Source organism: Flavobacterium johnsoniae UW101 (assembly GCF_000016645.1).
GTDB lineage: Bacteria > Bacteroidota > Bacteroidia > Flavobacteriales > Flavobacteriaceae > Flavobacterium > Flavobacterium johnsoniae.
In genome coordinates, this window is record NC_009441.1 from 2585180 (window position 1) to 2599726 (window position 14547).

11 protein-coding genes are annotated in these 14547 nt (G+C 33.1%); 5 read left to right on the forward strand and 6 right to left on the reverse strand.

Annotation, left to right across the window (positions count from 1 at the left end; translation table 11 throughout):
• Positions 1-128 precede the first annotated feature (128 nt).
• The gene (locus tag FJOH_RS11145) at positions 129-1043 is read right to left on the reverse strand and encodes a DUF4349 domain-containing protein (RefSeq protein WP_044048289.1); all 915 of its coding nucleotides are present in this window, start codon (positions 1041-1043) and stop codon (positions 129-131) included.
• A 177-nt stretch (positions 1044-1220) separates the two neighbouring features.
• On the opposite strand from FJOH_RS11145, the gene FJOH_RS11150 reads away from it, so the two are divergent.
• The 3 genes from FJOH_RS11150 to FJOH_RS11160 all read left to right on the forward strand — a co-directional run bounded on the left by FJOH_RS11150 (position 1221) and on the right by FJOH_RS11160 (position 6105).
• The gene (locus FJOH_RS11150) at positions 1221-2507 is read left to right on the forward strand and encodes an anthranilate synthase component I family protein (protein WP_012024204.1); all 1287 of its coding nucleotides are present in this window, start codon (positions 1221-1223) and stop codon (positions 2505-2507) included.
• A 200-nt stretch (positions 2508-2707) separates the two neighbouring features.
• Positions 2708-4018 (forward strand): tRNA lysidine(34) synthetase TilS, encoded by a 1311-nt coding sequence (gene tilS, locus FJOH_RS11155; protein ID WP_012024205.1) that lies wholly within the window; start codon positions 2708-2710, stop codon positions 4016-4018.
• Positions 4018-6105 (forward strand): protein-disulfide reductase DsbD family protein, encoded by a 2088-nt coding sequence (locus FJOH_RS11160; protein ID WP_012024206.1) that lies wholly within the window; start codon positions 4018-4020, stop codon positions 6103-6105. The genes tilS and FJOH_RS11160 overlap by 1 nt, the downstream gene beginning before the upstream one ends.
• 219 nt (positions 6106-6324) lie before the next feature.
• Here the strand turns inward: FJOH_RS11160 and FJOH_RS11165 are convergent, their stop codons facing one another.
• Positions 6325-7641 (reverse strand): ammonium transporter, encoded by a 1317-nt coding sequence (locus tag FJOH_RS11165; RefSeq protein WP_012024207.1) that lies wholly within the window; start codon positions 7639-7641, stop codon positions 6325-6327.
• Positions 7642-7957: 316 nt separating this feature from the next.
• Between FJOH_RS11165 and FJOH_RS11170 the strand changes: the two genes are divergently transcribed.
• The gene (locus FJOH_RS11170; protein WP_012024208.1) at positions 7958-8920 is read left to right on the forward strand and encodes a Gfo/Idh/MocA family protein; all 963 of its coding nucleotides are present in this window, start codon (positions 7958-7960) and stop codon (positions 8918-8920) included.
• Here the strand turns inward: FJOH_RS11170 and FJOH_RS11175 are convergent, their stop codons facing one another.
• A complete protein-coding gene (locus FJOH_RS11175) occupies positions 8921-9622 on the reverse strand; it encodes a DUF1963 domain-containing protein (protein WP_012024209.1) in 702 nt (233 codons plus the stop codon). It lies immediately after the preceding gene.
• A gap of 154 nt (positions 9623-9776) precedes the next feature.
• On the opposite strand from FJOH_RS11175, the gene FJOH_RS11180 reads away from it, so the two are divergent.
• Positions 9777-11312 (forward strand): YifB family Mg chelatase-like AAA ATPase, encoded by a 1536-nt coding sequence (locus tag FJOH_RS11180; protein WP_012024210.1) that lies wholly within the window; start codon positions 9777-9779, stop codon positions 11310-11312.
• Between the two features lie 107 nt (positions 11313-11419).
• On the opposite strand, the gene abc-f is transcribed toward FJOH_RS11180, so the two are convergent.
• From abc-f to FJOH_RS11195, 3 genes are all read right to left on the reverse strand, one after another.
• Positions 11420-13009, reverse strand: a complete 1590-nt coding sequence (abc-f, locus tag FJOH_RS11185) for a ribosomal protection-like ABC-F family protein (RefSeq protein ID WP_012024211.1) — start codon at positions 13007-13009, stop codon at positions 11420-11422.
• A 151-nt stretch (positions 13010-13160) separates the two neighbouring features.
• A complete protein-coding gene (locus FJOH_RS11190; RefSeq protein WP_012024212.1) occupies positions 13161-13529 on the reverse strand; it encodes a nuclear transport factor 2 family protein in 369 nt (122 codons plus the stop codon).
• Between the two features lie 65 nt (positions 13530-13594).
• The gene (locus FJOH_RS11195; protein ID WP_012024213.1) at positions 13595-14461 is read right to left on the reverse strand and encodes an alpha/beta hydrolase; all 867 of its coding nucleotides are present in this window, start codon (positions 14459-14461) and stop codon (positions 13595-13597) included.
• Positions 14462-14547: the final 86 nt, after the last annotated feature.

A 14547-nucleotide genomic window follows, 5' to 3' on the forward strand; every position in this document is an offset into this window, starting at 1 on the left:
ATTTATTTAAGCCAGCTTTTTTTTGAGAATTTAACAATCAATAATATTCTATTTTGGGATTAGTTTAATGCTATATCAAATATAATGATTTTTTTTCTTACTAAAATGTTGTATTTTAACAGTTTTGATTATTTTTTGAAATATTTTCTATAAACAAAATAACCTCCAATGCCAATCAATATAAACGGCCAAAGATTAAGGAAAAATATAAAGACCGCTTCAATAATATATAAGCCGTTTTTTAAGGCATCTAAAATCTGAATTCCTAAATTAGGTCTATAGCTGCTGCTGTCTTTTTCGCTTGCCGTTACGTCCTGTTTTATTGTTTGGTTTTGATAAAGCTGTAAAGTAATTGTACTGAAATTAATCTGATCTTTTAAAGAAAGATTATTTACTAACGCATTGTCGCTTGCTTCTTTTTGATTTGTCAATGTATTTTCGGCATCAACAATATCATTTACTTTTTTGCCTTTATTATCAATTACTTTTTCTATTCGGCTGGCACTTTCGCTGTTTCTTTTTTGCGAAAGCTGATTGCTTAAAAGTTTTAAAGAAACATCATCGGCTTTAATAACTCTAAAATCCAAAAAGTCAATTTGTCTTGCAATTGTTTTAATTACTGTATCCAGCTGCGTATTAGGAACTCGGATTGTAATATTATTTTCTACTGTAAATTTAGTTGTTTCCAGAGTGCTGTCCTGACTGATTTTAGTGCTGATTTGGTCCTGAATATTACTTTGCAGATTCGTATAGGTTACAAAACCTCCAAATTTTTGAACTGCATTTTCGATTGCATAAGTTGATTTTACAACATTCTTGACTTTAAATTTAAGATCTGCAGTTCTGATAAATTTTTGTTTACTGTCTTTGTTTTCGACTGCTGCAGATGATGAAACTGCTGTGCTGTCTGCTGAGGCATAATCAGCTGTTGATTTTCCTGTGGCATAAGCATTTTCAGCAGATGTATTTTCGGCTTTTTTACAGGAAAAAAGCAGCACTATGATGGCTAAGCCGGTCAATCCTAATTTTACAATTGTTTTCATAAAGGTTAAAAATTTGATTAAAATGAACGTTTGTTGGTTAAAGGTTTCTAATTGTGTAAAATATTTCATGAATCGATTCAAAAACGATATACTAAAAAGCGTGCCAATAATTTTAAGATATTCTTTTTATTGAAGGATTTTTTTTGTTGTAATTTTGAAGTTTAAAAAATATCATTTTTGAGAGTTTCTATTCATAAACATATTTCAAATCCTTTTGATTTTAAACAACAGCTATTAAGCTGGTCACAGCAGTTTCGAGAGGTTGTTTTTCTGGAAGGCAATGGCTATCCTGAGCAATATTCAAGTTTTGACTGTATTCTTGCTGTTGATGCTTTTACATCAATTAAAACTGATTTTCATAATGCATTCGAAGATTTAAAACAATACCAGCAAACCACTAAGGACTGGTTGTTTGGCTATTTGTCGTATGACTTAAAAAATGATATTGAAGATTTAAAATCCAACAATTTTGACGGATTAGAATTTCCGGATTTGTTTTTCTTTCAGCCCAAAAAAGTATTTCTGCTTAAAGGAAATGAACTGGAAATACAATATCTGCTTTTTTGTAATGATGAATTTGAAGATGATTTTAATGAGATAGTCGAAAATCAAAAGTCAAAAGCTGAAAGTTCTGCGTCTATAAAAATTGAACAGCGTATTTCAAAAGATTTATACGTAGAAAAAGTAAACCAAATGCTTCATCATATTCATATTGGTGATATGTATGAAGCCAATTTCTGTATGGAATTTTATGCTGAAAATGTTGTTATAGATCCTCAGGAAAAATTCAGAAAACTAAATGAAATTTCGCAGGCGCCATTTTCGGTTTTCTTTAAAAATCATAAACATTTTCTGCTTTCGGCATCGCCGGAACGCTATTTAAAAAAAGTTGGAGAAACTATTATTTCCCAGCCCATAAAAGGAACTTCAAAAAGAGCTGCAGACCCTGTAGAAGATGAAAAATCAAAAGTCATGCTGGCTTCAGATGAAAAAGAACGTGCAGAGAATATTATGATAACTGATTTGGTACGTAATGATCTTTCACATACAGCTCAAAAAGGTTCTGTTGAGGTAAAAGAACTCTGCGGTATTTATTCATTTCTGCAGGTGCATCAAATGATTTCGACCGTTGTTTCAAAATTAGACAAACAATATTCGGCTGTAGATGTTTTAAAATCTACTTTTCCAATGGGAAGCATGACTGGAGCACCAAAAATTTCGGTAATGAAAATCATCGAAAATCTGGAAGAAACTAAACGCGGACTTTACAGTGGTGCTGTAGGATATTTTACGCCGGAAGGGGATTTTGATTTTAATGTGGTAATTAGAAGCATATTATACAATCAGGAAAAACAATATGTTTCGTTTTCGGTAGGAAGCGCTATAACATCTAAGTCGATCCCTGAAAAAGAATATGAAGAATGTTTGCTGAAAGCCAGAGCAATGCACGAAGTTTTGCGATAATTTTTTTCGCTGTTAATGTCACGAATTTGCACGAATTACTTTTTTTGCCACAGATTAAAAGATTTACACAGATTTTTTTAATCCTTTAATCTGCGACTAATTTTATTGCCTGTATTTTAAAGGGAAAAATTCGTGGCAGAAAAAATCCGCTTAACATTTCATTTAAAAATAGATCGAATTTAATTTTTTACTTTTATCGAATGCTTTCAAAATTTCAAAATCATATCGTATCCAAATTTCCTTTCTTAAAACAGAAAAAGCTTTTTCTGGCTGTAAGCGGAGGACTAGACAGTATGGTTTTACTGCATTTGTTTAAGCAGTTAAACTATGAAATTACTGTTTTACATTGTAATTTTCAGCTTAGGGGATTGGAAAGTTTTGGCGATCAGGAATTTATTCAAAATTATTGTGATAAAAATAATATCAAAATTTTTACTACTCAATTTGATACTCAGGCGTTTGCAGAAGATTATAAGCTTTCGATACAAGTTGCGGCAAGAGAACTTCGATACAGTTGGTTTTATGAGCTTTTAGAAGAAAAACACTTCGATTATCTCTTAACTGCCCATCATGCCGATGATAATCTGGAAACTTTTATCATCAATTTAACCCGCGGAACCGGATTAGACGGCTTAACTGGAATTCCGGAACAAAACGATAAAATTATTCGTCCATTACTTCCATTTTCAAGAGAAGAAATTTTAAAATACGCTCAGGAAAATAATATAGAATGGCGTGAGGACAGCAGTAATGCTTCGACTAAATATGTTCGAAATAAAATTCGTCATGATTTGGTTCCGGTTTTAAAACAAATCAATCCTAATTTTTTGGATGCTTTTCAAAAAACACAATCTTTTCTGCAGGAATCAAAAGAAATGGTAGAAGATGCTTCGATTGTGATTTATCAGCAAGTTGCCAAAGAAGCCGGAGACGACATTCATTTTGATTTAAACCAGCTTAAAAAACTTCCAAATTATAAATCGTATTTGTATCAATGGCTGAATGAATTTGGTTTTTCGGCATGGAAAGATATTTATGATTTGGTTGAAGGACAATCCGGGAAACAAGTTTTTTCAGATGAATTCAGACTGCTGAAAAATCGCGAAATTTTGATTTTGACTCCAATTTCAGAAACATCAGAAAAAGAAGAATTTGAAATTTATGAAAACGATACAGAAGTTAATTTTCCCTTAAAAATGACACTTTGTAACGTAGGTCACACAACATTCGGTTCAAATAGAACTATATTTGTCGACGCTGAAAAAATCCAGTTTCCTTTGAAATTACGTAAATGGAATGAAGGCGATGTTTTTCAGCCTTTTGGAATGAATGGTAAGTCTAAAAAAGTAAGCAAACTTTTTAAAGACGAAAAAATGTCCCTGATCGAAAAAGAAAAAACATGGATTTTGTCTTCTGATGATCAAATAGTCTGGATTGTTGGAATTAGACAGGACGAACGTTTTAAAATAAATAATACCACAAATAAAATACTTAAAATAGAATTGCAATAATGAACTTTAATCAAAATCATCGAGCGATACTTTCAAGAAGTATCTGGAATAAAATAACCGCCTTTTTACTGCTGTTCTTTTTTACTTTAGCAGGAAATGCTCAAATTTTAGAGCCTGTAAAATGGACTTCTAAAATTGAGAAAAAAGGAAACAATGCCGTCTTAATTTTTGATGGAACAATCGAAAAAGACTGGCACATGTATTCGCAGTTTACACCAGACGGCGGACCTCTTGCACTTGAAATTTCTTTTAAAAACCAAAAAGGAAACTACGAATTAGTTGGAAAAGCAAAAGAAGGTAAAACGAGAACGGCTTATAATGACGTTTTTGGAGTAGATGAAACTTTTTTTGAAGGAAAAGCACATATTGAACAGGAAATAAAAATCATTAATCCGAATTTAAAAACGGTAGATGTAGATTTTGATTTTCAGGTTTGTAAAGAAGTTTGTATCAATTCAAGCAAGAAATTCTCGATTGCTGTTCCTTCAACTTTTAAAATAGATGAAGCCCTTCCTGTTGTATCAGAAGCAAAATTAGACGAAACAAAAACGGCTGCTTTAGCAGTTGATACTATTAAAAAAGAAACAGCTGCAGCTGAAGATCAAACTGTAAAAGCTGAAAATGAAGCTAAAGAAGATATTCCGGCTCCTGCACCAGCAAGAAGTTTGTGGTCAATCTTTTTTATTGCATTTTTATCTGGATTTGCAGCATTGTTAACACCTTGCGTTTTCCCAATGATTCCTATGACGGTTAGTTTCTTTACGAAACAAAGTAAAAGTCGTGCAAAAGGGATTAGAAATGCTATTATTTATGGACTTTCTATTATTGCAATTTATGTGATTTTAGGACTTATAGTAACTAAAATATTTGGTGCCGATGCCTTAAATGCTTTGTCTACAGATGTTTGGTTTAATCTGATTTTCTTTGTAATCTTAATCATTTTTGCTACTTCATTTTTGGGTGCTTTCGAAATTATGCTTCCAAACTCATGGGCAAATAAAGCAGATCAGCAGGCAGATAAAGGAGGATTGATTGGGATATTATTCATGGCTCTGGCTTTGGCAATTGTATCATTCTCTTGCACAGGACCAATTGTTGGGACTTTATTGGTTGAAGCTGCTTCAAACGGAGGAATTGCTCCTGTAGTTGGAATGCTTGGTTTTTCATCGGCATTAGCGCTTCCATTTATGTTATTTGCGATGTTCCCGGGCTGGTTAAATTCACTGCCAAAATCTGGCGGATGGTTAAATACTGTAAAGGTAGTTTTAGGGTTTTTAGAATTAGCTTTAGCATTTAAATTTTTATCAAATGCTGATTTAGTTCTTCAATTGCATTTTTTAGAAAGAGAAGTTTTCATCGCAATCTGGATTGCAATTTTTGGAGCTTTGACTTTATATTTATTCGGGAAAATTACCTTGCCTCATGATAGTCCAACGCACCATATTTCGGTTGGAAGATTGTATTTAGGATTACTTACTTTAGTGTTTACAATGTATTTAATTCCTGGACTTTGGGGAGCACCGTTAAAATTAATCAGCGCATTTCCGCCGCCGCCGCAATATAGCGAAAGTCCTTTTGGAGTAGGAGGTTCTGGTAACGGAGCTGTTTCTTCAGAATCAATAAAAGGACTTCCTGAAGGTGCAGAATTAGGTCCGCATGGTATAATGGTTTTTCATGATTATGAAGATGGATTAGCTTATGCAAAAGAAATCAAAAAGCCAATTATGCTCGATTTTACAGGTTATGCCTGTGTAAACTGTAGAAAAATGGAAAACAATGTTTGGTCAGAACCAACAATTCTTCCAATTCTAAAAAATGACGTGGTATTGATTTCGCTTTATGTAGATGATAAACGTGAATTGCCAAAAGAAGAACAATTTGTTACTAAATCCGCAGATAAAATCATTACAGTTGGAGATAAATGGACTGATTTCATGATTTCTAAATATAAAACAAATACACAGCCTTTATATGTGATTACAGATTTAGAAGGAAACAATTTAAATGCTTCTAAGCCAACAATAAGTTATGTAAGCGCAGATGAATATTTACATTGGCTGAAAGAAGGAATTTCTAACTTTAAATAATCATTTAAGAATTAAGAATTAAGAATTAAGAATTAAGAATTAAGAATTAAGAATTAAGAATTAAGAATTAAGAATTAAGAATTAAGAATTAAGAATTAAGAATTAAGATTATAGTTAAAAATCTAAAAAATAAAAGGGATTTAATTCAAAGCAAAAAGCACTCTAAATTTATAACTTAGAGTGCTTTTTTATTTAAGGGAAAAAGGGGGAAATTAATTCTTATAAGAACTCTCCGTGTTGAGAAATATCTAATCCTAACTCTTCTTTTTCTTCAGTAACTCTTAGAGGAGTAATTTTATTTACTACAAAGAATAAAATATAAGAACCAACAAAAGCGAAGATTGAAACAGCAACTAAAGCAGTTAACTGGTTGATGAATAAAGTAGGAGTTCCGAAGATTAAACCTTGATTGTCACCAACAGCAGGGTTAATAGCTTTTGAAGCAAAAACTCCAGTTAATAACATACCTACCATACCACCAACACCGTGACAAGCAAATACATCAAGAGCATCGTCGATTTTTCCTTTAGGAAATTTACTTACTACAAGGTTACTCACAATTGCAGAGAATAAACCAATGAAGATTGCGTGAGAAATGCTTACGAAACCAGCAGCAGGCGTAATAGCAACAAGACCCACAACTGCACCAATACAAGCTCCAAGAGCAGAAAGTTTGTGTCCTAAAATTTTATCAAGGAAAACCCAAGCCATTGCAGCAGCAGCAGCAGCAACTGTAGTTGTTCCTAAAGCCTGAGCAGCAAGACCATTTGCTCCTAATGCAGATCCGGCGTTGAAACCAAACCATCCAAACCAAAGTAAACCTGTTCCTAATAATACATAAGTAATTCTTGCAGGGTTAACTTTTTGAATTTTTCTTTTTCCTAAGAAAATAGCTCCAGCCAATGCAGCCCATCCAGCACTCATGTGTACTACTGTACCTCCGGCAAAGTCTAATACTCCCATTTTAAAGAAAATTCCATCAGGATGCCAGGTCATGTGAGCAAGTGGTGTGTATATGAATAAGATAAATAAAACCATGAATAACAAATAAGCCCAGAAACGTACACGTTCTGCAAAAGCACCTGTAATTAAAGCAGGAGTAATGATAGCGAATTTTGCCTGAAATAATGCGAATAATATAAATGGAATAGTTGGTGCAAGGCTCCATGCAGTGTTAGTTCCAACTCCTTCAAAGAATAAATTATAAGTTGGATTTCCTATAATTCCTCCAATAGTAGGTCCAAAAGCAAGTCCAAAAGCAACAACAGTCCATAAGATAGTAACAATTACCATTGCCATAAAACTTTGAAGCATAGTACTAATTACGTTTTTCTTACCTACCATACCTCCGTAGAAAAATCCTAATCCTGGAGTCATTAACAAAACAAAAGCAGTTGCAACGATCATCCAAGCTGTATCTCCTGTATCAAATTTTACAGCTTCAGCCGGAATTGGGTTATCGGCAATGATGAAATTTGATATAAAGGTTAGTACCAAAATAGTGATAAGAATCACACTTAAAATAATTTTTCGCATAGTTATTTAGTTTTAAAATTTTTGATAAAAGTATAAAATCATTTAATACCCCATGAAAAAATAGGGGTAGTTGTTTAATTTTTGTTAAATTTAAAATTTAACCCCTATGATTTTGCGTGAATTTCTTAAAACAAACTTAAAATTTACATTTTGGCAGCATTTTTTTTTCACTTACTGTCATTTTTGATAATTTTTGGGGTAATTGATTGCTATTTTTTGTAGGATAATAGATATTTGTTTTTTAAAAACATCTTAAGTTTTGTAACGAAGAAGTTTTTTTAATCTTTTTAACAATTTTGATGATTATAATTTAAGGATGGAAAATAGAAAAATTAAATGGGGAATTGTAGGGCTTGGAAATATTGCACATCAGTTTGCATCAGATTTGTTATTGGTTGAAAATGCTGAACTGACAGCTGTTGCTTCCAGAGATCTTACTAAAGCAGAGCAGTTTGGAGAAAAGTTTAATGCATCAAGAATGTATAATTCGTATGATTTGCTTTTTGAAGATTCAGAAATTGAAATCGTTTACATTGCAACTCCTCATAATTCGCACGCCGAATTGACAATAAAAGCATTAGAAAAAGGGAAACATGTGCTTTGCGAAAAGCCAATGTCGTTATCTCATCAAGACGCGCAAAGAATGATCGAAGCTTCTAGAAAACACAATAAGTTTTTTATGGAAGCTTTTTGGACCAGGTTTATTCCATCGGTTCAGGATGTTTTGCAGAAAATCAATAACGGAATTATTGGAAACGTAAACTATATAAAAGCTGATTTTGCTTTTCATGGAAGTGAAACAGAAAACAAAAGGCTTTTTGACAAACAATTAGGCGGCGGCGCATTATTTGATATTGGTGTTTATCCTTTATTTCTGTCTTATATACTATTAGGAAAACCAAAAGAGATTGCAGCAAAAGCAGTCAAACATAAAAATGATATTGATCTGCAGACTTCTATGATACTGCAATACGAATCGGCACAATCGGTTTTGCATGCTTCTATTGTTTCAGAATCTGATATGAAAGCGGTTATTTCTGGAACAAAAGGGAGAATAGAATTAAATGCTCCGTGGTTTATTGCTGATGGTTATTCTTTATTTATAAATGAGGAAAAAGAAGCTACATTTACTTTACCTGCTTTAGGAAAAGGATATTCGCATGAAATAATCGAATGCCAAAATTGTATTTTGAATAATGAAATTGAAAGTAAACTTTGGTCGCATCAAAATTGTTTGGATTTGAGTGAGATAGTGGAAGAAGTTAAGAATAAATCATAATCAATAAAAATCAATATAATACATCCATTCACCAGTTTTTCTATTTTTAGCAAAATAGAAGTTACCGCTGTCAATGATATTTAAGTTTGCTTTTTCATCAGAAGAAATTTGAAATACAAATTCATAATCTTCGCCAAAATCAATTCCTGACTGACGATAGCTTGCATATCCTCCAATTTTATGACCATTACTGTTTTCAAAAAAATCATAATAAGAGTCAATAGCGCCAGAGTCTTCCAGTTCCAGTATTTTGTCTGTGATTTCATCTGAAATTCCGGAAGCATCTTCCCAAACCGGATAATCTTCTTCAATTAATTTATTAGATAAAGGAAAAGCTTTTATAAAAGATGCATCATTTTGTAAATCCTTTATAACAATTTTATCTGTGCTTTTGTATTCGCGCAAAACCCAATTATTTCCGTTAGGCGTTAAATCCATTGGGAAATCCTGAGATATAAAAACGGTAATAATTTTAGTTTCTTTTAAAATGTTGGGTACAAAAGGAAACTGATCGAAATATAATTGAAATAAAGGAAGCATTAAGTTTCCTTTTTGATCTAATGGAATTTGTTCGTTTTCATTATATAAATAAACTTTTCCAATCCAGCTTTCAGTAATTGAATTAGTTGGCTTGAACCCGCCAGCTATAAATTCTGTCGCATTTTTTGCCAGTACATTTTTTATTTTTTCTATTTCATCCATTGCCAGTTGATTTTAAAAGAAAAGTAAATTTAAATATATTATCTAAGTTAAAAATCTATTTTCATAAAAATAAAAAGTAATAAAATATTTACAAATAAAAGCGATTTTGTTTCTAATTGTAATACTTTTACCTTTTAATAATAGATGAGTTTTTATGTTAGTAAAAGTTTACGGAAGTGCCGTTTTTGGAGTTGAGGCGACAACCATTACGATTGAAGTTCACATGGATAAAGGGATTGGTTATCATTTAGTTGGACTTCCCGATAATGCCATAAAAGAAAGCAGTTATAGAATTGCAGCAGCTTTAAAAAATAACGGATTAAGTTTTCCGGGAAAAAAAATCACTATAAATATGGCGCCTGCCGATCTTCGAAAAGAAGGTTCTGCGTATGATTTACCGCTGGCGATGGGAATTTTAGTGGGTTCAGACCAGATAAAAGCGCCCGAAATTGAACAGTATATTATTATGGGCGAACTTTCTCTTGACGGAAGTTTACAGCCAATTCGCGGTGCATTGCCTATCGCTATAAAAGCAAAAGAGGAAGGTTATAAAGGTTTTTTCCTGCCGATTCAAAATGTGAAAGAAGCAGCAATTGTATCTGATTTAGATGTTTACGGAGTTTCTAATTTACAGGAAATAATTGATTTTTTTGCTGGAAAAGGAACTCTCCAGCCAACGATAATTGATACGAGAGCTGAATTTTACAAAACTCTGGATTTTCCTGAATTTGATTTCTCTGACGTTCGCGGGCAAGAAAGTATAAAACGCTGTATGGAAATCGCAGCGGCCGGAGGACATAATATTATTTTAATTGGCCCGCCCGGAGCAGGTAAAACAATGCTCGCAAAACGAGTTCCGAGTATTTTACCGCCTATGACATTACGTGAAGCGCTTGAAACCACTAAAATTCATAGTGTAGCCGGAAAACTAAAAGAAGTTGGGTTGATGAATCAAAGACCATTTAGAAGTCCGCATCATACAATTTCAAATGTCGCATTGGTTGGAGGAGGAAGTTATCCGCAGCCAGGAGAAATTTCGATGGCACATAACGGTGTTTTGTTTTTGGATGAACTTCCGGAATTTAAACGAGATGTTTTAGAAGTAATGCGCCAGCCGTTAGAAGACCGTGAAGTAACTATTTCCAGAGCAAAATTTACGGTGACTTATCCATCATCATTTATGCTGGTGGCAAGTATGAATCCGAGTCCGAGTGGATTTTTTAATGATCCAAGTATGCCAAATACTTCTTCTCCGCACGAAATGCAGCGTTATATGAGTAAAATTTCCGGTCCGCTTTTAGACCGAATTGACATTCATATTGAAGTTACGCCTGTTCCGTTTGATAAATTAGCAGATGACCGAAAAGCCGAAAGCAGTGCAGAAATTCGTAAACGTGTAACTGCAGCGCGTGAAATTCAAACTAAACGTTTTGCCGATGTAGAAAATATCCACTACAATGCACAAATGAGCAGTAAACTAATCCGCGAGTTTTGTGCATTAGACGAGCAGTCAAAAGAATTGTTGAAAAACGCAATGGAACGTTTAAATCTTTCTGCCCGAGCTTACGACAGAATTCTGAAAGTAGCACGCACAATTGCCGATCTGGACAATTCAGAAAACATAATTTCGCAGCATATCGCCGAAGCAATTCAATATCGAAGTCTGGATCGCGAAGGATGGCTGGGGTAAATTAATTTTAGACTTTAGAATTCAGATTTTAGATTCGATGCATTAGAAAAAAACTTTGTCAAAGTTCTAAACTTTGACAAAGCTTCTCGAAATGGCAAGCGGCACTTTTAATTCAGTTCAATAAAATCTTCAATTTTTATCTCTTCCAAAAAATGAACATCATGCGAAACCACAATTAAAGTTCCCGTATATTCATTAATTGCAGCGGTCAGGATTTCGATATTTTGAATATCAAGATTATTTGTAGGTTCGTCTAGAATGATAATATCAGGAGCTTGATTATTAATTGTTAAACAGCAAAGCATTAAACGCATTTTTTCTCCTCCGCTTAAAGCAGCACAAGGTTTATTCCAGTCATTTTGCGAAAACAAAAACTTGTTGAGTTTCATTTTTATATCATGTTCCTGTAAACCTGATGAATTAAATTTCTGAGCCTGCTCATAAACTGTAATTTCGTTTTCTATAAGCGAATAATCCTGATCGATATAAATAATCTTAGAATCTGCTTTTTGAAAAGTTCCTGCCTTGGGCCTCAATTCGCCCATGATAATTTTAATTAGTGTCGTTTTTCCAGAACCGTTTAAACCTTTTAATGCTAAACGCTGACCACTCAGAATTTGAAAGCTTAGCGGTTTTTTCCATAATGGTTGATTTTCGTAACTGTAATTAATTTCAATCGCTGTAAAAAGTGTTTTTCCTTTGTGTAAATTCGTTTTGTCAAAACCAAATTTCATTTGGTCAATATCTGGTAAAGACGATCGCAATTCTTGTAAATCTTTTGAGATTCCGCCAATTTTTTCAGCATGAACACCTTTCGTTTTTGCCGTGCTGTTTTCGGCATTGTTACGTAAAGTATTCATCATAATTCTGGAAACTCCGGCTTTTTTTTGTTTCTTTTCACCGCGTGAATCCAGTTTGTTCTGACGTTCAAGAGTTTCGCGTTCTTTTTCTTTCGCTTTGCGCAAAGCCTTTTCTTTGCTCTGGATATCCTGACTTAAAGCATTGTTTTCGATTAGTTTTTGTTCGGCATAAAAATCATAATTACCACCATAAACTGTAATTCCGTGTTTCGATAATTCGCACATCGGATTCAGTAAATTAAGCAGTTTTCGATCGTGGCTCACGACAATCAAGGTTGAAGAAGTGCTTTTTATAAAATTGTACAATAATTCTCTGCCCGAAATATCCAAATGGTTACTCGGTTCATCAAGCAAAACAAGTTCAGGTTCATGAATTGAAATTCCGGCCAGAAAAACTTTTGTTTTTTGCCCGCCGCTCAGCGTTTCCAATTTCTGGTTTAAATTTAAATCCTGCAATTGCCAATATAGAAGTGCTTCATTGCAACGATCTTCAATTGTCCAGTCATCGTTTAAAGTGTTGAGGTTTTCTTCGGAAACATTTCCGTTAAGAATTTCTTGAAGAGCATTCAGTTTGTCTTCAACCTGCAAAGCCTGAGCAATTGTAAGATGATTAAATTGCCCGAATATCTGCGGCAGATAATAAGGTTTAGAATTGGTTTTTAATATTCCGTCGGCAGGTTGTAATTCGCCTGCAATAATTTTTAATAAAGTTGATTTACCAACGCCGTTATTGCCAATTAAAGCAATTTTTTCATGATGGTTAACTGTAAAAGTAATTTTATCAAACAACAAATCTTTGTTTGAATGAAGATATGAGATATTCTGTAAAATAACCATGATTTCTTTCTTTAGGAGATAAACAAATATGTAAGCCGATTTTCAGCTTACCTTAAAATTGTCCGAAAGAAATTTTTATCACATAGAGTTTGTGCGGTTTATTTAGTGATGCAAAGATATAAAAAATATTTTTTAAGATTTAAATGTCAGATTACTCAAATTTTAAATTGGCATTTTTTGACATTAAATAGGAGGTAAGCTTTTTGATTTTTCCGTTTTCCATTTCAAAAACATCACAAAAAACGGCATCAAGTTTGCCGCCGTTTTTCATGTTTCCCTGAACTGCACCTTCGGCAATTACAATGTTATTTTCTTCAATTAATTTAATAATCTGAATTGTTGGACTTCCAACAAAATTGTCATTTTCAATTTCTTTGTCAAAAGCTTCTTTGCCCACATGCTGATAAATTCCGGGCATTTCCCAAACAACATCATCAGTAAGGCAAGCAAGGATTCTTGCATGATCACTTACCATAAAAGCAGCCATATATTCGTTTACAGTTTGTTTATTTGGTGTCATGATAAGAAATTATATATCAATAGATTATAAAATTACAATTTTTTAGAATATCTCTAAAATCCCCTTTATTCTTTTGTTTGGGGGTAAAAGAATTTAAAAGAATTAAAAACGGCCAAATGCAGGATTGTTCCGTGGTTTTCATTAGGAAAATAATCAAAAAAGACTTTAATGTTTTTGCTTTTAGAAGCCTGTATTTTCTCGGCTAATAAATTGGCATCGACTTCCATAACTCTTGGAATTTCGGTTGGAGTTAATCCTTCTTTGCCCACTGCGATATAAATCTCTGTTGGCTGTTTAAAATTTTCCTGAAGAATTTGTGAATCTATATTCAGTATAGAACCATTATCCCACCATATACTTGGGCTTACAATAACATATTTGTTAAAAAGCGATGGTTTTTTAAGCAGTATTTCAGAACTTAATAATCCGCCAAGCGACTGTCCTATAATCATTTTTGATTCAGTTGTCTTGTATTTTTTATCAATAAAAGGCTGTAATTCTTTTTCGATAAAAGCAATAAATTTATCAGAATGTCCAGTTGTTGGATAACGTTTTTTATCTTTTTCAAGCGTTGTTGCAAAAGTAAAATCTCTTTTTCTGTCGACCGTTGCAATACCTACAACAATTGATTTTGGAACCTGATTGATCCATTCAAAACTATTAAACTGCACCAAGCCTGAAATGTGAATAAAATCTTCATTGGCAGAACCGTCTAATAAATAAATTACAGGATATTTTTCTGCATCTTTTGGGTTGTAGCCTTCTGGAAGATAAATATTGAGGATTCTGTTTTCGCCTAATTCTTTTGACTGAATTTCGTCGATAACGCCTAATACAAAAGGTTTAGTTGTTTCTGTAGTTTTAGATTTATTGTTTTGGCTGAAAAGGAAAGGAGAGGAAAAAATTAAAAGTGTGATTAAAAATTTGTTCATTGATTGAAGTAAAAATGATTTGTAAAAAGAAAGACGAAAGTTACAATTTATTTTTTGCAGCTTTCGTCTTTTATAGCATTCAAACT